Here is an 18,863-nt window from a genome sequence, read left to right on the forward strand (position 1 = left end):
ATCGACTTTCATCATAGGTTGGTCATTACTTAGAAAGCTTATAGCGTATCGAGAAGAAGGCTCCCGTGCTAATCAGGCGTACTTTGAAATAGCCAACGCCCTGTAGCGGTACTTTCATAAATGGCTCCAGTTGCAGCGATAAGCGTTTGCTTACACCACGTTCGTAACCCAGCGAGAAGTTTACATTACTGAATCCGTAGCCTCCGGTGCTGGCAGTCGTATCAGTCCGCTGATAATTATGGGGGGAATACGCATAGTTATATGTGTAACGCTCCTGATTCATAATATAACTCGTTGCGCCCCCGCTCACGAACCACCGGTTAATTAGCTGCCCATCCCTCTGCGAACGGATAATGACGTCATAACGCAGGTTAATCGGTATATCCAGCATGTTACAACGACCATCCACACTTTCGGGCTTTAGATACCCACCCCAGGTACCCGCTGGTGGCATAGGATAGTCGCCTGACAGCGCCCGGTATACTTTCGTGCTTTGCATGACGCCCGCCTGCACGCTCCAGCGCGAAGCGATTCTGTACTCCAGCAATAACCCCACGTTCGTTCCAGGCTTCTCGAAGTTTTTTAACCCGATCGTGCTCAAATCCGGAGATACGATCGCCCGAATACTCAGCCCTCGTTGTGAAGCAGCCTTCGGCGTAATCCGACTCACGCTTGTATCGGGGTTGGCAGTAACATCCCGGTTTGTAAAGGCAGACCATCTGGGCCATTTTCCGGACCGAGCCTGCAGTTCCGACACAGGTGGTAAAGGAACAGCACCTATTTCGTTGACCGTTGTGCCCGTGGTGTTTAGCTGGTTCGCCAAGCTCAGATCACGAATTCCCTTTGGTGAACCTGCTGATTCCATCTCCTTACGTCGTTGACGAACCGATGAAGAAGTTGCGGTCGGATAGGCCGTTTCTATAGCCGCCAGACCAAAACCGTCTACGGTTGTCCTGCGTTGCTTCCGGCTTGTCCGCTTTGTATTCAACCCTACCTTGCTTTGCCGATTAGCCTTCGTCATTGGTCCGGTCGTACGAGTCGCGATACCTGATGCAGCAACCCGTTCTTCGTCCAGTTCCTTCCGATCTGTTTCGAGTCCATACGTCCCAGGGCGGTGTTTCGTTGCAATTTCTGATCCTAAAGCCGAGTTCGTAGGCTGTTCTGCCGCTGAATTACCGACCCGCTTTTCCGACCGGATGCGTTCAGCAACCGACGCACGTGACTCGGTCGATTGCTGAACGGCATCTGCACCAGACTCTTTCAAGTCGGCTGTCGTCGTTCGTGCGGGTTCATTTTCAGTGGTTTGCGTTTTTTCGACTGGCGGAGGCTGACTCTCGATTCGGTTTATCGTCGGTCGCGAAGCGATCATGGCCCGCGAAACAGACTTAACCGTTCCCGGATTCGTCCTGCGATAGGCATACCAGCCACCACCACTTAACAGCAAAAGCAGCCCAATTGGCAATCCCCAGCGGAGCATTTTTTTCCAAAACGGCACCCCAACCGTACGGTCGCTGGCATCCAGGCGAGTTTTCATGTCTCGCCAGGCAGCAGGATCAAACGGGGGATCGAACTCTTCAGCCGACTTTCTGAAGAGCCCGTCCAATTGGTCATCGGTTAGCTCTGACATACTCATCGTAATTTAATTGCTTCAGTAACAAGCGCAGATTCTCCCGGGCCCGGGCCAGGTTCGACTTCGAAGCACCCACTGAAATGCCGAGCTGAGTGGCAATTTCGTCGTGTGTGAAGCCATCCATCACATACAAATTAAAAACTAACCGGTAGGAGGGCGACAACCGCTGGATTAAAGCCAGCAAGTCTTCGTGGGCCAGCTGACTCAGCCCATCGGCCGATTCGGACGCAGCCGTATGCTCAACCTTTTCGACATCGTCGTAATGATGATGACGGACTTCCTGCCGGTAGTGGTCCACCGCCGTATTGATCAGTATACGCCGGAGCCAACCTTTGAAGGGTTGAGCCGGGTCGTACTGGTCCAGACGCGTAAAGACTTTTAGAAACCCATCGTTAAGCACTTCCAGAGCGCCCTCACGGGTCGATACGTAGCGTAGGCAGATACTCATGGCATACCCGTAGAACTGCCGGTATAGCAATTCCTGGCTTTGCCGCTGGTTGCGCAGGCAACCAGCCAGCAAATCAGACAGGGCAGGTATGTTCGGAGCGTTGGACATTGAACTGCGTAATGGTACTCGTTTATACCGACGTCAACTAAGCTTTCGGCGACAACAAGTTACTAAACTTTTAAGCAATAATACTCAACTAATTTGGTGCTATAGGCGACGTATTGTTTACAACAGGCCATACACCCGGTCTTGGTACACTAACACCTTTGGTAGCTCCGCGCTGGCCAGCATCGGACCCGAAATAATACAACGGCCAGCCTTTATAAGTCAGTTGTGTTTTGCCAACTGCCGTAATCGTAGCAAAATCCGACTTAGTCAGTTTCGATGGTAGATCACCGACTTTGGCCGATGTTTCGAAAATAGGCCAGGTAGCATTGTTACTCAAATCAGCTTTCGTATAGGTATTCTTGTTGAACTTGTCGGGCGCAAACGCATAGAGCGTACGCCCAACGCTGTCGACCAGAAAGATTGAATTACCAACGCCTTCTTTCGTATCGAACGTATAATTTTTTCCGTCATTACCGACCAGTTGCGCCGATGCGAGCATCACTGTATAGTGGGCCTTGGCCACCGACCAGACATTGCCGATACCTTCGCCCAGTACATCACCAGCCTGCGCATCGTTTTTGAAATAATAAAGCGGCCAGCCTTTGTAGGTCGTTTGTTTGTCGCCATCGGCACGGGTAATGGTCGCAAAGTCCGATGCTTTTAGCCCACCGCCGATCGTAGGTGTTGCGCTGTAATAGACAGGCCAGGTGTCTTTGCAGGTCCCTGTGCAACTCGAAGCGCCGGTTACATCGGGGGCAAATACGTATAGTGTTTTACCGTTATCACCGGTAATCACTTCACCGAGCGAGGTAGTCCTGAGTGCCAGCGTTGGCACCGTCGTTGGATTCTCCTCATTACAGCCCAACAAGGCTACCACCAGCAGAGCTGTTACCACCAGCAGGCGACTAGCGAAAAAGGACGAGTTCATATTATCAACTGTGTTTTTAAAGTGAGAAAAAGAACAGTTGAACCGGTTCGTCCGTCAATACGGAGGGTGTTGAAAAAGGGTTGCGTGAGTCGAAAAAAATAATGTAGTTACCTATATAATTTTACTCAGTTCGTAGGTGATGTGGGTGAAAACCATGATCAGTAGCCTAAAATCGCGGGTTTCCGTTCGCGTCACTATAAGGGTTCTTATTCCTTGTCTGCCCGACGGTCGGCCCGGATTTCAGGGATCGTGTCGGAATCGATCAGGCCAATGGAAGCTGCATGCTCAGCGGCCGCAACGGTATCGGTCACCAGCAGCATCGGTACGTTGTAGCTTTCGGTAGTGCGAATAAGCTCCCGCACAGCTTCGTCCCGCCGATCTTCCGAGACATCCCGGATGTAAATAGCCCGAATCCGGCCGGGATGCTCTTTCACGATCTGCGCATAAATTTCCGGGTCCTGCTGACCACTGTCGCCAATAAGCACAAACGGTAGCTGCGGATTCACATCCAGTATTTTCCGGATCATTGCCAGTTTGTGGGTATGATGCCCCTCAGACGACAGCAGGTTAAGGTTCATACTGAAATCACGTAGTAACAACGGTCCTTTGGGAATGCCCTGAATCCGAAAAAAATCGACCAGCAGATCGTACAAATTCCAGGGGCTGCTCGACACAAAATAAATGGGGTTGAAGAGCGTTGTGACGGGGCCGCTTTGTAAAGCTCGGTAGAAGGCCGCAATTCCGGCGAAGGGGAGCCGCGTATAGGCATTACCCAGAAACGTCAGCCGGGCCGTCTGAAGCAAGTTGGTAGCGTCGGTTACCAGAACTGTATCATCGATATCTGAAATGACCCCAAACTGGCTGTAAGGTGGCGCAATCATCAGATACCCATCTTTACTCACCGATTGGCCGGCTGCCTGGCCGATGGTCAGTTCTGTAGCTGGCTGACTGATTCCTTCCAGTGAATACCGGACCGGAAACCAGGCCCTCCCCGGAGGGAGGTTATCCGGCGGATTGATCGTCAGGTCAAAATAGCCTTCTGGGTCGGTTATGGTGGAATACGCCTGACCGAATGCCTCAATCCGGACAGTTACCCCGCCGACTTCTTCACTGCCGAACCGTTCGTAGGTGGCTAGTAAATTTTGCCACAGTGTGTCGTTATCACTGGGCGTACTCAGGTCCTGCTGCCGCAGCACACGCCCTTTGAGCCAGACGGATGTGGGACTCCCAAAGCCTCGATAATAGATGATTCGATAAGGCTTCTCCGAATCGAGTCGTTTAAATAGGTGGGTCTTTAGTTTATTGAACTGCGTTTCCGCATCGGCGGTGGCCGTGGTGAGCCAGTCTTTCCAGGTAGTCATAAGCAAGGAGACAAAGCGGAATAGGCCGACAAGCCGATTTGGTCGAGATTCTCTGCCGGGCTTACCGGGGTTTATGGTAACTTTGGGGCGAAAGTCAACCGTCGTCCGTCGACTAGTAAAACCATGAACAAAGAAATTGTTTATACCGAGCAGGCTCCAGCGCCGATCGGGCCTTATAGCCAGGCCGTTAAAGCCAATGGAATGGTGTTCGTTTCGGGTCAGGTAGCCATCGAGCTGGCTGGCCAGGGTGATATTCGGGCTGAAACGAAAAAGGTCATGGAAAACATCGGCGCTATTCTGAAAGCCGCCGATCTGGAGTACACGAACATTGTCAAGAGCACCATTTTTGTAAAAGACATGAACGACTTTGCAGCCATCAATGAGGTATACGGTCAGTTTTTCACGGCCGAACCGCCCGCCCGCGAAACCGTAGAAGTTGCTCGCCTGCCGAAAGATGTTAATGTTGAAATTTCAGTAATCGCTATTCAATGAGCGTAAAACAATTGGAGTGAACGAGGGCAAAAACCGTATCGGTCCCTATACTGTTCACTCATTCGCTCTGTTAAAAATCTTATGTCAACTCCTGTTCGCGTTCGTTTCGCACCTAGCCCTACGGGTCCACTGCACATCGGTGGCGTGCGTACCGCTCTTTTCAATTACTTGTTTGCCCGAAAAATGGGCGGTCAGATGCTGCTGCGCATTGAAGATACCGACCAGAATCGGTTTGTGCCAGGCGCCGAAGATTACATTCTGGAATCGTTGCGCTGGGTGGGTATCCAGATCGATGAAGGGCAAGGAGTTGGCGGACCCAATGCGCCCTACCGCCAATCGGAACGGAAAGATATCTATCAGAAAGAAGCCCAGCGGCTCGTCGACGAGAACAAGGCGTATTATGCTTTCGATACCGCCGAAGAGCTGGATGCCATGCGCAAACGACTCGAAGAAGCCAATGCGCCGGCGGCCCAGTATAACTCGATCACGCGTATGCAGATGCGCAACTCACTGACGATGAGCGCCGACGACGTACGTTCGCGAATTGAATCGGGTGAGCCGTTTGTCATTCGGTTAAAAACCCCGCGCAAGGAAGAAGTACGGTTGAATGACCTTATTCGGGGCTGGGTCAATGTTCATTCATCGGCTATCGACGACAAAGTACTGTTGAAGTCCGACGGACTACCGACGTATCACCTGGCGAATATTGTCGACGACCACCTGATGGGGATTACTCACGTCATCCGGGGGGAGGAATGGCTGCCGTCGGCACCGCTGCACGTGCTGCTATACCGGTATCTGGGCTGGGAAGCCACTATGCCCCAGTTTGCGCATCTGCCGCTCCTGCTGAAGCCCGAAGGCAACGGTAAGCTCAGCAAACGCGACGCCGATCTGGGCGGCTTCCCGATTTTTCCGTTACAGTGGACCGATCCTGTTACGGGTCAGGTAGCGCGCGGTTTCCGCGAAGACGGCTATCTGCCCGAAGCTACGGTTAACTTTCTGGCGCTTCTGGGCTGGAACCCCGGCACCGAGCAGGAATTGTTTACGATGGATGAACTGATTGCCAGTTTCGATCTGGCTCAGGTACACAAAGCTGGCGCCCGATTCGATATCCAGAAAGCGCAGTGGTTCAACCACCAATATATCCGGCAGCGTCCCGATGCGGAGCTAGCTCCTGCAGTGCAACAACAGGCCGAAGCGGCCGGGTTTACGTGTTCGATGGAGAAAGCCGAAAAGATCGCAGCGCTGCTGAAAGGTCGGGTGAATTTCGCCCGGGAAATTTTTACCGAAGCCAACACCATTTTCAATGCACCGACTACCTACGACGAAAGTGTGGCCGTTGCCAAGTGGAACGCGGATGCCGTTCGGGCCGTGACGGTTTTTCGCGATGCGTTGCAGACGTTCGACGGCGAGTATCTAGCCGATACCATCAAGCATACGCTGTCCGACGCTATGCAGCAGGCAGGCATTAAACAGGGCAAAATCATGCAGGCCATGCGGCTGGCCCTAACGGGTTCAGGGGCTGGTCCCGACCTGATGCTGACGATGGAAATTATCGGTAGAGACGAAACCATTAGCCGGCTGGAAAAAGCAATTGCGACATTGGGCATACCTGCCAACTAACCTCTACAGGCATTTTACAGTTATACGCTAAACAGGACATGAATCAAACTTTTCAGGAGCTTTTTGTGGCCTGGCTTAAACTCTGAACTCATGGCTAAGAAAAAAACGAACCCTGACGAAAACGATAAACCGCGCGTTCATAAAGAACTCGAAGGTTTCGATATTCAGATCAACTCCTTTGGTGAAATCACCACGAGCTTCGACATCGACAAGATCAATCAATTTCTCAATAAAACGGTTGACGATAAAAAATTGCGACACCGGACCGATCTGAACCTGAAAGGGGAAGCTGAATCAGAAGAGGACGAGCCCGAATCGGACGACGAGCATTTGTTCGATGAGACGGACAACGACCTGCCCGACGATATCAACCAACGCTGACTTGACTGCCCGACCCGTTTAAAGCCCGGTCGGGCATTTTTAATGCCGTTTGTACGAAATTTTATGGGCAAAATGCACAGGTTTCCGTAGTTTTCGTTCATCGAAACGAGCAACGACTAACCCAAACGACTACCGTCATGTATTCTCACGAAATCGACTACAAAATTATTGGTGAAGACATTCAGATTGTCGAGATTGAATTAGACCCGAACGAAACGGTCATTGCAGAGGCTGGTTCGATGCTGTTTATGGAAGATGGCATTTCGTTCGAAACCAAAATGGGCGATGGTTCTCAGCCGGACCAGGGCTTTCTGGGCAAACTGCTGCAAGCCGGATCACGCATGATCATGGGCGAGTCGTTGTTCATGACGCACTTTACCAATCGGGGTGTTGGCAAGCGTAAGGTCGCTTTTGCAGCACCCTATCCCGGTACGGTCATGCCTGTCAATCTGGCCAATATATACGGCAATACACTCATTGTGCAGAAAGACGCTTTCCTGTGCGCTGCGCTGGGCACTAAACTAAGCATTCAGTTCAATCAGCGCCTGGGTTCCGGTTTTTTTGGTGGTGAAGGCTTCATTCTGGAAAAAGTACAGGGCGACGGAATGGCGTTCATTCACGCCGGTGGAGTAGTGATCGAACGGACGCTCAACAACGAAACCCTGCGCGTTGATACGGGTTGTGTCGTTGGTTTCGAGCCAAGCATCAATTTCGACATTCAGCGGGCGGGTGGTCTGCGAAGTATGGTATTTGGTGGCGAAGGTCTGTTTCTGGCCACGCTTCGCGGATCGGGCAAAGTCTGGATTCAATCGATGCCGATCTCCAAACTCGTACAGCGCCTGTCGCCCAACGGTGCCCAGGCTCACAAAGAAAGCGGATCTGTATTGGGTCAGCTGGGAAACTTGTTCGAGGACTAGTATCTAAACCAGGATTTTGGGGATTACACTGACCATCAAGATCAATAGCTGATGATGATGTTATTCAACTCCAGGACTTTTATCATAAGAATTGAGTCTGATACGAGACTTTTTGCCTTAAAATCATGTTAATCAGTCAAATCAAATAAATCCCGGTTTAGATGGAAGTTATTTGCACGAATGATAGTTTTCCGGCACCTGTGCTGGCTTTTTACGCCGAGTTTGGCGTACAAACACCCAAGCGCGATCAGCTTTATACTATCCGTCAGGTAAAACGACACACAACGGGCGAGACTGGTGTATTATTGAATGAGATTCAAAATCCTGAAGTCCCCGTAAAACACCCTGTGATGGGCGAAGTCTGGTTTGAGCCAACGTTCAATATCAATCGATTTGCTACACTGATGGGTCAGCCCGTACGGCAGGAGCAACTCGAAGATGTGAATGCATAGCTCCGTATAAGGAATATAGAATGAGCCTGGCACCAAAACGCTGGGCTTTTTCGTTGTTTTCTTTGTTCATTCGATTCTTAGCCTGATCCGTTGTGGTAAAATACTCACTCGTATTGTTGATTGGTTTAATTACGGCAGCCTGCGGAAGTAGTTCATCCGATAATTATGTTCCTAAGCCCAAGGGATTCCCGCGTTTTGATTTACCCACACCCAGCTATACGCTTCTCGAACCGACTCACCCCTATCAGTTCGAGTACAACAAGATCGCCCGGATTTTGCCCGATACGTTTGCCCGATCGGAGCCCCACTGGATTTTCATCAATTACCCCGCTTATCACGCCAGCGTTCAGCTTACTTATAAGCCAATTCGGCACGACATCAACCGGCTGCGCGCTATACTCGACGATTCGTATAAACTGGCAACCCGCCATAACATCAAAGCGTCGGCCATCGAAGAGCGAAAAATCCGGCTCAAATCATCCGGTCTGGAAGCCAGTCTGATTGATCTCTCGGGTGAGGTGCCCAGCCAGGTACAGTTTATCACTACCGATTCGACCACGAATTTTTTGCGGGGAGCCCTGTATTTTAACACGGCGACCGAGAATGACTCTCTACAGCCTATTATTCAGTACATTCGTAAAGACATTTTACATTTACTCAACACGCTGAAATGGCGAAAACAGCCTTGATCTCATGAAAGCTTTTTTTACTCTTTTCGCTTGCCTGGTCTTATCGACCGCTTTGGCACAGACAAAAAAACCCGCGGTCAAAGCCCCGCCGAAACCCGATGCGACGGCAATCAAATCAGCCGGTCAGATCGTCTACGAACAAAATTGTCTGACCTGCCATCAGGCCAACGGGTCGGGCGTACCGAATCTAAACCCACCACTACGGAATACCGACTGGGTATTGGGCGATAAAACCCGGCTGATCAACGTTGTGCTGAAAGGATTGCAGGGGCATGAGGTCGAAGGCGACGCGTACGACAATGCCATGCCCGCTCACGATTTCCTGACGGACACCCAGATTGCAGACGTATTGACATACATCCGAAGCAACTTCGGAAACAAAGCGGACGCCATCACCGCCGATGAAGTAAAGACAACCCGGGCTACCAAATAAGCCCGAATTGCTCCAGCGAACCAGAGCGCTACTACGTCTGAATAATGCCTACCGAAAAGGGTTTGGTAATGGGCGCGTGATTGGCAGCCGCGATCCCTTCTGAGATGATCTGCCGGGTCTGGAGCGGATCAATGACGGCATCGACCCACAGCCGGGCCGCTGCGTAATAAGGCGAGAGCTGCGCGTTGTATTGCTCGGTAATTTTGTTTAGCTGGGCCTGTTCTTCTTCAGGGGTTAAGGGTTGTCCTTTAGCTTTCTGCGCTGCTACCTGAATCTGGAGCAACGTTTTTGCCGCGGAGGCTCCGCTCATGACAGCCATCTGAGCCGTTGGCCAGGCAAGCATCAGTCGCGGATCGTAGGCTTTTCCACACATGGCGTAATTACCGGCACCATACGAATTTCCGACCACAACGGTAAATTTAGGCACTACCGAGTTCGCCATCGCGCTCACCATTTTGGCGCCGTCTTTGATGATGCCGCCCTGTTCGGCCCGGCTACCGACCATAAAGCCCGACACATCCTGTAGAAATAGCAGTGGAATTCGTTTCTGGTTGCAATTCATGATGAATCGAGCCGCTTTGTCGGCCGCATCGCCATAAATGACCCCGCCCATCTGCATCTCGACGGGCTGGCCGGTTCTCCCTTTTGCCTTTACCACTTTTCGCTGATTGGCAACGATACCTACCGCCCAGCCGTCGATACGGGCATATCCGCAGATCAGCGACTGCCCATAACCGGGTTTATAAGCATCGAAATTCGAGTTATCCACAAGTCGGCTTATGATTTCATTCATATCATAAGGCTTCACCCGGTCAAGTGGGAGGATCTGGTAGATATCTGCCGGATCTTTTGTCGGCGGCTGTGGAACCACGCGATCGAAACCAGCCCGTTCGGACTGACCGGTTTTATCAAAAATGCGCTTTATTGCATCCAGGCAGCTTTTATCGTCTGGGTATTTATTATCGACAACTCCCGAAATATCGGTCTGGGTAGTGGCTCCGCCGAGAGTTTCAGCATCTACGTCTTCGCCGATCGAGGCTTTGACCAGATAAGGTCCAGCCAGAAAAATAGATCCCGTACCTTCTACGATCAGCGCTTCGTCCGACATGATGGGCAAATAAGCGCCACCCGCCACACAGCTTCCCATAATGGCAGCCACCTGCAAAATACCCATTGCCGAGAGTTGCGCATTGTTACGAAACGTACGCCCGAAGTGATCTTTGTCGGCAAAAACCTCATCCTGTAAGGGTAAATAAACGCCTGCGCTATCGACCAGATAAATGATCGGGAGACGATTTTCCATGGCGATTTCCTGCGCCCGAAGATTTTTCTTCGCAGTAATAGGAAACCAGGCCCCTGCTTTCACCGTGGCATCGTTTGCGACAATCACACACTGGCGTCCCGACACGTACCCGATGCCAACGACCACTCCGCCCGCCGGGCAACCGCCGTGTTCAGCATACATACCCTCTCCTGCAAACAAACCGATTTCTACAAAAGGTTTGCCGGCATCGGTCAGATAATCAATGCGTTCGCGGGCACTGAGTTTGCCTTTACGGTGCTGATCGTCGATTCTTTTTTGGCCGCCCCCCATCTTGGTCAGGCCGGCACGTTGCGTTAGTTCGTCGAGGTAAGCTTGCATGAGAACACAATAGAGCCCATATAGTATTGTCTGGTAAACCGCCAATGGCAGCACGCTGAGGCTATCCTGTTCTGACGAGTTGCTTTATCGAAGGTTCACTGTATCGAAAAATAACCGCTTCGAACCGACCTTATTTCTGGGTCGAATCAGCTGCTGGTGTCACCGTCGTTATGGTTGTACTGGCGGGCAGCGTTGCCGACGCGGTTTTGTCTTTCCGGCCGAAAAGTGAGAAATGGACATACCGTTTGGGATTTTCGCGCAGGTCGGTCAGTAGTTTTTCCAGGCTGGATGCCGTTTTATTGACGTTGCTATACAGGGCTTCATCGGAGGTTAACTTACCCAGCGATCCCTGCCCTTTATTGATGCCGGCCAGTATGGTCTGTAGGTTATCGACGGTTTTATTGACACTCGCCAGGGTTTGTTTCAGCTGAAGCCCCTGAAGCGAATCGGCAAAGGTATCGGCTTTGGCCAGAATGGGTTTTAGCTGTTTTTCCGTTTCGACCAGTGACGAAGCTAATCGGTTCACGTTGGCCAGCGTAGCCTGTAAGGCCGCCCGGTTTTCGGAAACCGTCAGGCCCAGCGTACCGACAACACCATTGGCGCTGCTCAGGGTTTTATTCAGGATCACCCCCGTCTGGTCGAACTGCGATACGACCTTGTTGAGCTGATAGGTCAGCGAATCGACGTTATTCAGCACCGGCAGGGTTTTTTCCCGGATCAGCGCTGACAGGCCCGACTCCTTGGCTGAAACAAGCATACCGCCGTCTTCAAGAATGGGGTTACGGGGGTTCATGTTCAGTTGAATCATTTTCCCACCCAGCAGCCCATCGTCGGCCAGAAACGCCTTCGCACCCTGGGTCACCCGAATATCTTTATTGACCTCCAGGGTTACCAGAAGTTTATTGTTCTGATCCTGTAGGATCTCGATACTTCTAACCCGGCCAACCGACAGCCCGTTGATCCGGACGGGGTTCGACGCAGTCAATCCGTCGATATTGTCGTAAATAACCTGGTATTTATTCGATGAAGAAAAGAAATCAGCACCCTTTAGAAACCGAAATCCAAAGTAGAACATCATCAGCGAAATCACCGCGAGTAAGCCTACTTTTATTTCCTGTGACATTTTCATGCGTGTGTGAAGGTGAACAGAATAGCCCATCAGGGCCTGCCAACCGATTTGGTTGTAGGTATAACCAACTTTAAGATCGGTTTGTCCCAAAAAGTGGTGAATTTACTGGCAAGGAATCTTACCTAACCGAGTCTGCACCGGTCCTGATAGACCTATTGTTCGCCTTCGATTTCCTGCTTATAGCGGGCAAACGCTTTGTAAATAGCCTCTGAAATAGCTTCCTGCCCTTCATCGGACCGCAGAAAGTTTTCTTCCGCCGGATTGGTCAGATAGCCGCTTTCAATCAGCACGCTAGGCATCGTTGCTTTCCAGAGTACAATAAAACCAGCCTGTTTGACGCCATTGCTTTTACGGTCGGCGTTGTGCCGGAAGCTTTTCTCGATTTTCTCGGCAAAATTAATGCTACTGCCCATAAACGCATGCTGATAATTGGCCAGCATAATCGTTGCCAGGGGCGAGTTCGGATCGAAACCTTTGTAGGTCTGCTGGTAATTTTTTTCCTGCAGAATAACGGCGTTTTCACGGCGAGCCACGTCAAGATTCCGCTCGGTTTTGTGCAGCCCCAACGTATACGTTTCTGTACCGTACACGCGGCTGCTCGACGGGCTGGCATTGCAGTGAATCGAAATGAACAGATCGGCCCGGTTGCGGTTGGCAATGGCTCCGCGTTCGTACAGGTCCACAAAATGATCGGACGAACGGGTGTAAATTACCCGGACGTTCGGATGATTCTTCTTAATTTTCCGCCCCAGTTGTAAAATCAGGTCCAGGTTGATATCTTTCTCTTTGACATAACGCCCATGCGTACCCGGATCCTTCCCCCCGTGGCCCGCGTCGAGCACGATGGTACGAACCTGATTGGGAGCCGTCAGCGTAGCGGGAGAAGCTTCCGTACGAACTGTATCCTGCGGAGGATCAGGCAGGAAGTCACCGGTGGTCGTCAAGGCCAGCAAAGGAATAGTGGCCAGTACCAAAGTTGTCATTATTCCGGGAGCTGAAAGCGTCACGGGTTTAATAATTTTTAACAGCTGAAATCGTTTCAAAGCGATAGTAGAGATAACCGTTCGTGAATACCTTTGTAAGCCATAGACTTAACGGTCTTTGGGCAAATATAATTTTTTTAATAGTCCTAACGAAACGTCACTTTATTTTGCGGCCCTCGCGTATACGACCATCATGGATAAAGACGACGTTCGGTCTTGTCTGCTTACTCTGGACGTTCTGCGCGCTGGGGCAAAGTACCAATACACCCCAGCAGCCGCCTAAGGGAGGATTACCACCTGCTTCGGTTCCTGCTCAGCGCGTACCCGACTCCCCCGCTAAGACGAGCCTGGCCGATACGACCAGGCCAGCCAGTGCATCTGCCCCCACGGATACTGTTCGGCCTAAGCCTACTCCGGCTACCAGACCTAATTCACAAACAAGTCCGGCAGGTGTTCCGCAGCAGGAAAGCGAACTTGAACGCGAGTTGAACCAGAAATATTCGGCACCCAATAAATTAGGTCCTGAGCCGTCCAGGGCCACGAAGACGCCCCCCGCCAAACAACCGACTCGTGTGGCGGCACCAGGACGCACCGGAACCGCCCGACCCGACTCAGCGAAAACACAGCCGCCCGCCCGCGTAGCCGCCAAACCCAAACGGGATACCCTCCGGACCGACTCGGTAAAAACCAACGCCATTGCCCCGCTGCAGCCCAAGCGAATTCAGTCTACCCCAGCGAAGCCCATCGAGGTAACTCCCGGAATCGTCTCGCCCAACCTCGTCCGTCCTCAATCCTTAACGACGATCGGTGCGGATTCATTACGCATAGCCGCCCGTGATTCGGCTAAAGCAGATTCGACGCAGAATGCCGATGCGTTCAAAACGACGGTTAAATACGAAGCGAGGGACTCCACGATCTACGCAGCCGACGGACGTACGGTCGAGCTATTTGGGGAAGCCAGCGTTATTTACGGCGATATTTCCCTGAAAGCCGATTATATCCGGCTGAATTACCTAACGAATGAGGTTTATGCCAAAGGACGCTACGATTCGACCGCCAAAAAATGGATTGGCCGGCCGGTGTTTCAGGATGGCGAAGGCAAGTACGATACGAAAGAGATCCGGTATAATTTCAAATCCAGAAAAGGACGGATTCAGGGTGTGATTACCCAACAGGGCGAAGGTAATATTCGGGGGACGACCGTCAAGAAAGATGCCGAAGACAATATGTATATCGGCAAAGCGATCTATACGACCTGTAATCTGGCGACCCCACACTTCCACATCAACGCCAGTAAGCTGAAAGTCATTCATAACAAGCAGGTTGTAGCGGGCCCGTTTAACCTGGTGATCAACCAGATACCGTTACCGATTGGTTTGCCCTTCGGGTTTTTCCCTTTTCCGAAACGAAAAGAAATCGGCGTTTCGGGGATTATTGTGCCACAATACGGCGAAGAGCCCAACGGGCGCGGGTTCTACCTGCGCGACGGGGGCTACTATTGGGCCGTGAGCGAGAATCTGGGATTGCAGTTTAAAGGACAGATTTATTCGCGGGGTAGCTGGGGGCTCGGATTATCTTCGGCTTATAATAAGCGCTATCGCTACAGTGGAAGCTTTAATCTGCAGTTTAACCGCAACCGCTCCGGCGACCTCGTCGATACAACTCAATCGCCCCGTAACGATTTCCAGATTAGCTGGTCGCACTCACCCGTACCGCGCGGACGGGGCAGCTTCTCGGCCAACGTCAACGTCAGCAGCAACAGTTATAACCAGTTCAACTCTTACAGCACCCAGTCGTATATTTCGAACGTTGCCGGTTCTTCCGTACAGTACAGCCGCACTTTCGGCCAGTATGTTCGGGCGGGAGCCAATTTTCGGGTAAATCAGCAGTTTGGTCAGGTCAACCAGCGAACGGGCGTTCGTGAGAATGGCAAAACAGATGTATCGTCCGATTTCAACTTCGGGGTCAACCAGATTTCGCCCTTTGCGCTCAAAGGAGGCACCGGCCGCTGGTATGAGAGCTTCCGGGTCGGGTTAGACGTGAGCGGTTCGTTTTCCGTCAACAACACCATCCGCCGTCAGGTAGACACCACCGGGCTTGGTTTCCCGGTGATCACCAACCTAACAACGATCAGCAGTCTTGAGCGGATTCAGGACAGCATCACGCGGGCCAACAACGCCCGGCTGGGCATCGTTACGGCTGACCCCAATCTGATTGCCTTCAACTTTGCCAATGCCGCCCAGATCCTGAAAAACCGCGTCGTACAGGCTCGGTACAGCATCCCCATTTCGCTGCCCAACATCAAGCTTCTACGGTACATCAACCTGACTCCGGGATTTTCGTTACAGGGGAATATTTTTACCAGGAAGCTGAATTACACCTACGTGGAAAGCAGTGATGCAGTTCGTATCGACACTGCCCGGGGGTTCTTCCCTTCCTATAATTTCTCGGTTAACGCCAGCATGAATACGCGCTTCTACGGTACCTATTTTATCCGGGGTAAGCGCATCGAAGCCATACGCCACACAGTAGCTCCATCTATCTCGTTCAGTTACGTACCCGATTTCACGAATCCGTCTTTCGGGCAGTTCCAGATTCTGGACGCCAGGGGTAGCTTAGCCAATCTGCCCCTGTATCGTCGGACGCTGTCGGTGTTCCGGGGTATTGACGGAAACACCAGCAACGCATCGAGCACACAGTCTGCTTTCGTTTCGTTCGGGATTGTCAACCAGTTGGAGATGAAGGTTCGGACCCGGAGCGATTCGGCGGGCCAGGATTTTAAGAAAATTCCGATTTTTGACAACCTGAGCCTTACCGGCAGCTACAATTTCCTGGCGCCCGATTACAAGCTGTCACCGATCGCAGTTAGTGCCAACACGCAGATTTTCAAGAACATCAGCTTCAATTTCTCGTCTACATTCGATCCATACGCCTACCGGGCTTACGGCGGAACACCCCAGTACTATTTTTCGGAAACGTCCTCAACCGTAACTCCGCTTGCCTTTTCGCCATCGCTTCAGGGATTGCGGGCCGATCAGCCGTATGTCAACCAGCAGTTCATTCGGGTACCCAATCTATACGCATTTCAGGCCGGTCAGGGGCTGCTTCGGATGACCAATTTACAGGCTTACCTAAGTGCGCGCTTCGCGCCTAAGCAGGCCGACAAAAAGAAAGTCAGTCCGAATGCCTCCGAAGCGACCATGAAGGCCATCAACAACAATCCAGAGTTGTACGTCGACTTCAACGTCCCCTGGTCGATGAACGTCAGCTATACTTTTGGGCTGACCAAGCTGACGCCGGAGCTTTCGCAGGTCGTTCAGGCGTTGACTTTAACGGGCGATCTGAGTCTAACCCCCAAATGGAAGATCACCATCAGTACGGGTTATGATTTCCAGTACCAGAGCCCAACGTTAACCACCATCGGTATCAACCGGGATTTACACTGCTGGGAAATGGCCTTCAACTGGACGCCCTACTCCGGAAATAACATTCGGGCGGGTAACTACTCGTTCGATTTGCGCGCCCGATCGTCTATTTTGCAGGAACTTAAGCTGAGTCGACGTCGGAGCTTCTACGACAACGGTGGGTTTTATGGGCGGTAAGGATTCAGGCAACTCAAAAAGTAGTAACTTGCCAATACGATACTTAATGGAACTTCCTATGAGTGAACGTGATAAACAACGCCTTGACGAGCTGGAACTTAAAACCGCCTACCTACTGGCCCGGCAAGACGAACAGGATGCCCGCATGAATCAGTTAATTGCCCGGCTGGTTTACCTGGAAGCCCGGCAGTACCGCATCCTGAAAAAGCTCGGTATCGAACCCGAAAATCTGGACACACCACAAACGGCTCAGGATGATGCGCAGGCTATCAATCTGACGGCCATTCCGGTACAGCGCTTAAATTAACACTGGTAAAGCGCGTCTACAGCAAGGCGGCTATAGACCAACTGGACCGAGTTGTTCGTTAAGGTCACGTATGAAATTTGTTTCTTCACGTACGCTTTTTATTCTGGCGGCTCTGGTAGCCGTCAACCTGTTGTCAGCGTTCGTTTTTTTCCGGCTCGATCTGACCCAGGAAAAGCGCTATACCCTCTCGAACGCAACTCAAGTCCTGCTGGCTGACCTGCCGGATGACCTCCATGTCGATGTTTATCTGACGGGTGACCTTCCACCCGCTTTCAAACGGCTCGAAAATGCGGTTCGCGAAACCTTGGATGAATTTCAGGCACGTGCTGGCAAAACCGTAACTTACCGGTTCATCGATCCGGCCGCCATTACCAGCGTCGACGAAAAAAATAAACTGATTGAAACCTTACAGCAGCGTGGCTTATTCCCCACGAATCTGTTTGCCAGCGAAGGCGGTAAACGGACCGAAAAGCTGATTTTCCCGGGTGCTATTGTTTCCTACAAAGGCAAGGAAACCCCCGTTTTGTTGCTGAAAGGCAATAAAACGGCATCGAAAGAGGAGCAGTTGAATCAATCGTACGAGGGAGTCGAGTTTCAGCTGGCGTCGGCTATTCGAAAACTCACTCAGACCGCCGAAAACCGCCGTCGGGTGGGGTTGCTTTACAGCCATACGCAGGTCCCGCCTTCCCGCTTTGCTGATTTGCTGGCTTCGGTTCAGGAAAACTATGATTTGTTTTTTATCGACATGACCAAGCCAGGCCCTGTCACCGGACTGGACCTGATGCTGGTGCCTAAACCCGACAGGCCTTTTTCGGAAGACGAGTTGTTCAAAATCGACCAATACGTAGTCAATGGCGGACGAGCATTATTTTTGGTCGATGGTCAGCGGGTCGACAGCGTCAATAACGAGGGGACGTATGCTCAGCCACTCAGCCTGAACCTGGATGATTTGTTTTTTCGCTGGGGAGTGCGCGTCAATCGTGATGTAGTCAAGGATTATTATTGTGCGCCGATTCCGCTGAACGTAGGCAACCTGGGCGATAAACCTAACATTCAGTTACTTCCCTGGCGGTTCTATCCCTTATTGAATAATTTCGGAACCTCGGGTAACCCTATCGTCCGGAACCTCGATGCGGTACTTGGCCGGTTCGTTAGTACACTCGATACGGTACAGGCAATCGGTATTCGTAAAACCCCTTTGCTGCTTACTTCGCCATACACGAAGATTCTGAAAGCGCCTGCTTTGATTTCTTATAATGAAGCTCGCCAACAACCCGATCCGCAAACATATAATGGCGGTGTGCATCTCATCGGTTGCCTCCTCGAAGGAAAGTTTAAATCTATGTTTGCTAACCGGATTTTACCCGGCGATCCGCGGGCGGCTGGCTTCAAAAGTGAAGGAACGGCTTCCAGCGTATTGGTCTGCTCAGATGGTGATCTGATTGTGAACGACGTCGACTACAAACGGAATATGCCTTATCCACTTGGCTATGACCGGTTTACGCGCAACACGTTTGCCAATAAAGATTTTGCACTCAACGCCATCGACTTTCTGATCGATCCAAATGGGGTTATTGCCGCCCGCACCCGATCTGTTACGCTACGCCCGCTGGATAAAATTCGGGTAGATGCCAGCCGTACTACCTGGCAATTACTCAACCTGCTCGGACCACTGGCCCTGATCGGCTTGATTGGTGGAGTGTGGCAAGTGGCCAGACGTCGGCGATACAGCCAGTAA

At 51.5% G+C, this 18,863-nt stretch carries 17 protein-coding genes; 10 read left to right on the forward strand and 7 right to left on the reverse strand.

Annotation, left to right across the window (positions count from 1 at the left end):
- Nucleotides 1-25: 25 nt before the first annotated feature.
- From ACYVC2_RS01760 to ACYVC2_RS01775, 4 genes are all read right to left on the reverse strand, one after another.
- The gene (locus ACYVC2_RS01760) at nucleotides 26-1,627 is read right to left on the reverse strand and encodes a porin family protein (protein ID WP_461100554.1); all 1,602 of its coding nucleotides are present in this window, start codon (nucleotides 1,625-1,627) and stop codon (nucleotides 26-28) included.
- Nucleotides 1,608-2,186: an RNA polymerase sigma factor gene (locus ACYVC2_RS01765; RefSeq protein ID WP_461100555.1), complete on the reverse strand. Its 579-nt coding sequence runs from the start codon at nucleotides 2,184-2,186 to the stop codon at nucleotides 1,608-1,610. The genes ACYVC2_RS01760 and ACYVC2_RS01765 overlap by 20 nt, the downstream gene beginning before the upstream one ends.
- Before the next feature lie 88 nt (nucleotides 2,187-2,274).
- Nucleotides 2,275-3,114 (reverse strand): hypothetical protein, encoded by an 840-nt coding sequence (locus tag ACYVC2_RS01770; protein ID WP_461100556.1) that lies wholly within the window; start codon nucleotides 3,112-3,114, stop codon nucleotides 2,275-2,277.
- Between the two features lie 206 nt (nucleotides 3,115-3,320).
- Entirely contained in the window at nucleotides 3,321-4,475 is a 1,155-nt protein-coding gene (locus ACYVC2_RS01775) for an App1 family protein (RefSeq protein ID WP_461100557.1), read from the reverse strand.
- A 123-nt stretch (nucleotides 4,476-4,598) separates the two neighbouring features.
- On the opposite strand from ACYVC2_RS01775, the gene ACYVC2_RS01780 reads away from it, so the two are divergent.
- From ACYVC2_RS01780 to ACYVC2_RS01810, 7 genes are all read left to right on the forward strand, one after another.
- On the forward strand, nucleotides 4,599-4,967 hold the full coding sequence (locus ACYVC2_RS01780) for a Rid family detoxifying hydrolase (RefSeq protein ID WP_461100558.1): 369 nt from the start codon (nucleotides 4,599-4,601) through the stop codon (nucleotides 4,965-4,967).
- Between the two features lie 81 nt (nucleotides 4,968-5,048).
- On the forward strand, nucleotides 5,049-6,590 hold the full coding sequence (gene gltX / locus ACYVC2_RS01785) for a glutamate--tRNA ligase (protein WP_461100559.1): 1,542 nt from the start codon (nucleotides 5,049-5,051) through the stop codon (nucleotides 6,588-6,590).
- 90 nt (nucleotides 6,591-6,680) lie between these two features.
- Nucleotides 6,681-6,971, forward strand: a complete 291-nt coding sequence (locus ACYVC2_RS01790) for a hypothetical protein (protein WP_461100560.1) — start codon at nucleotides 6,681-6,683, stop codon at nucleotides 6,969-6,971.
- A gap of 137 nt (nucleotides 6,972-7,108) precedes the next feature.
- Nucleotides 7,109-7,888 (forward strand): TIGR00266 family protein, encoded by a 780-nt coding sequence (locus ACYVC2_RS01795; RefSeq protein WP_461100561.1) that lies wholly within the window; start codon nucleotides 7,109-7,111, stop codon nucleotides 7,886-7,888.
- Between the two features lie 161 nt (nucleotides 7,889-8,049).
- On the forward strand, nucleotides 8,050-8,340 hold the full coding sequence (locus ACYVC2_RS01800) for a hypothetical protein (RefSeq protein ID WP_461100562.1): 291 nt from the start codon (nucleotides 8,050-8,052) through the stop codon (nucleotides 8,338-8,340).
- 92 nt (nucleotides 8,341-8,432) lie between these two features.
- Nucleotides 8,433-9,029 (forward strand): gliding motility lipoprotein GldD, encoded by a 597-nt coding sequence (gldD, locus tag ACYVC2_RS01805; RefSeq protein ID WP_461100563.1) that lies wholly within the window; start codon nucleotides 8,433-8,435, stop codon nucleotides 9,027-9,029.
- Nucleotides 9,030-9,033: 4 nt separating this feature from the next.
- Nucleotides 9,034-9,462: a c-type cytochrome gene (locus ACYVC2_RS01810; RefSeq protein WP_461100564.1), complete on the forward strand. Its 429-nt coding sequence runs from the start codon at nucleotides 9,034-9,036 to the stop codon at nucleotides 9,460-9,462.
- A gap of 31 nt (nucleotides 9,463-9,493) precedes the next feature.
- On the opposite strand, the gene ACYVC2_RS01815 is transcribed toward ACYVC2_RS01810, so the two are convergent.
- The 3 genes from ACYVC2_RS01815 to ACYVC2_RS01825 all read right to left on the reverse strand — a co-directional run bounded on the left by ACYVC2_RS01815 (nucleotide 9,494) and on the right by ACYVC2_RS01825 (nucleotide 13,216).
- Complete coding sequence (locus ACYVC2_RS01815; RefSeq protein ID WP_461100565.1) at nucleotides 9,494-11,104, reverse strand: acyl-CoA carboxylase subunit beta; 1,611 nt, start codon at nucleotides 11,102-11,104, stop codon at nucleotides 9,494-9,496.
- A gap of 130 nt (nucleotides 11,105-11,234) precedes the next feature.
- Nucleotides 11,235-12,233, reverse strand: coding sequence for an MlaD family protein (locus ACYVC2_RS01820; protein ID WP_461100566.1), 999 nt, complete (start codon nucleotides 12,231-12,233; stop codon nucleotides 11,235-11,237).
- A 152-nt stretch (nucleotides 12,234-12,385) separates the two neighbouring features.
- A complete protein-coding gene (locus ACYVC2_RS01825) occupies nucleotides 12,386-13,216 on the reverse strand; it encodes an N-acetylmuramoyl-L-alanine amidase family protein (RefSeq protein ID WP_461100567.1) in 831 nt (276 codons plus the stop codon).
- 167 nt (nucleotides 13,217-13,383) lie between these two features.
- Here ACYVC2_RS01825 and ACYVC2_RS01830 point away from each other — a divergent pair, with 167 nt between their 5' ends.
- From ACYVC2_RS01830 to gldG, 3 genes are all read left to right on the forward strand, one after another.
- Nucleotides 13,384-16,818 carry a putative LPS assembly protein LptD gene (locus ACYVC2_RS01830; RefSeq protein WP_461100568.1) on the forward strand — a complete coding sequence of 1,145 codons (3,435 nt, stop codon included), beginning with the start codon at nucleotides 13,384-13,386 and terminating at the stop codon, nucleotides 16,816-16,818.
- A gap of 58 nt (nucleotides 16,819-16,876) precedes the next feature.
- Complete coding sequence (locus tag ACYVC2_RS01835; RefSeq protein ID WP_461100569.1) at nucleotides 16,877-17,125, forward strand: hypothetical protein; 249 nt, start codon at nucleotides 16,877-16,879, stop codon at nucleotides 17,123-17,125.
- 70 nt (nucleotides 17,126-17,195) lie between these two features.
- On the forward strand, nucleotides 17,196-18,863 hold the full coding sequence (gene gldG, locus ACYVC2_RS01840) for a gliding motility-associated ABC transporter substrate-binding protein GldG (protein WP_461100570.1): 1,668 nt from the start codon (nucleotides 17,196-17,198) through the stop codon (nucleotides 18,861-18,863).

It is taken from the genome of Spirosoma koreense (assembly GCF_054777875.1).

Excerpts from the sequence above, each read along its gene's own strand:
- ACYVC2_RS01760 (WP_461100554.1), bottom strand. The coding sequence starts at position 1,627 with ATGTCAGAGCTAACCGATGACCAATTGGACGGGCTCTTCAGAAAGTCG.
- ACYVC2_RS01835 (WP_461100569.1), top strand. The coding sequence starts at position 16,877 with ATGAGTGAACGTGATAAACAACGCCTTGACGAGCTGGAACTTAAAACC.
- ACYVC2_RS01815 (WP_461100565.1), bottom strand. The coding sequence starts at position 11,104 with ATGCAAGCTTACCTCGACGAACTAACGCAACGTGCCGGCCTGACCAAG.
- gldG (WP_461100570.1), top strand. The coding sequence starts at position 17,196 with ATGAAATTTGTTTCTTCACGTACGCTTTTTATTCTGGCGGCTCTGGTA.
- ACYVC2_RS01790 (WP_461100560.1), top strand. The coding sequence starts at position 6,681 with ATGGCTAAGAAAAAAACGAACCCTGACGAAAACGATAAACCGCGCGTT.
- ACYVC2_RS01825 (WP_461100567.1), bottom strand. The coding sequence starts at position 13,216 with ATGACAACTTTGGTACTGGCCACTATTCCTTTGCTGGCCTTGACGACC.
- ACYVC2_RS01810 (WP_461100564.1), top strand. The coding sequence starts at position 9,034 with ATGAAAGCTTTTTTTACTCTTTTCGCTTGCCTGGTCTTATCGACCGCT.
- ACYVC2_RS01820 (WP_461100566.1), bottom strand. The coding sequence starts at position 12,233 with ATGAAAATGTCACAGGAAATAAAAGTAGGCTTACTCGCGGTGATTTCG.
- gltX (WP_461100559.1), top strand. The coding sequence starts at position 5,049 with ATGTCAACTCCTGTTCGCGTTCGTTTCGCACCTAGCCCTACGGGTCCA.
- ACYVC2_RS01795 (WP_461100561.1), top strand. The coding sequence starts at position 7,109 with ATGTATTCTCACGAAATCGACTACAAAATTATTGGTGAAGACATTCAG.
- ACYVC2_RS01800 (WP_461100562.1), top strand. The coding sequence starts at position 8,050 with ATGGAAGTTATTTGCACGAATGATAGTTTTCCGGCACCTGTGCTGGCT.
- ACYVC2_RS01775 (WP_461100557.1), bottom strand. The coding sequence starts at position 4,475 with ATGACTACCTGGAAAGACTGGCTCACCACGGCCACCGCCGATGCGGAA.
- ACYVC2_RS01765 (WP_461100555.1), bottom strand. The coding sequence starts at position 2,186 with ATGTCCAACGCTCCGAACATACCTGCCCTGTCTGATTTGCTGGCTGGT.
- ACYVC2_RS01770 (WP_461100556.1), bottom strand. The coding sequence starts at position 3,114 with ATGAACTCGTCCTTTTTCGCTAGTCGCCTGCTGGTGGTAACAGCTCTG.
- ACYVC2_RS01780 (WP_461100558.1), top strand. The coding sequence starts at position 4,599 with ATGAACAAAGAAATTGTTTATACCGAGCAGGCTCCAGCGCCGATCGGG.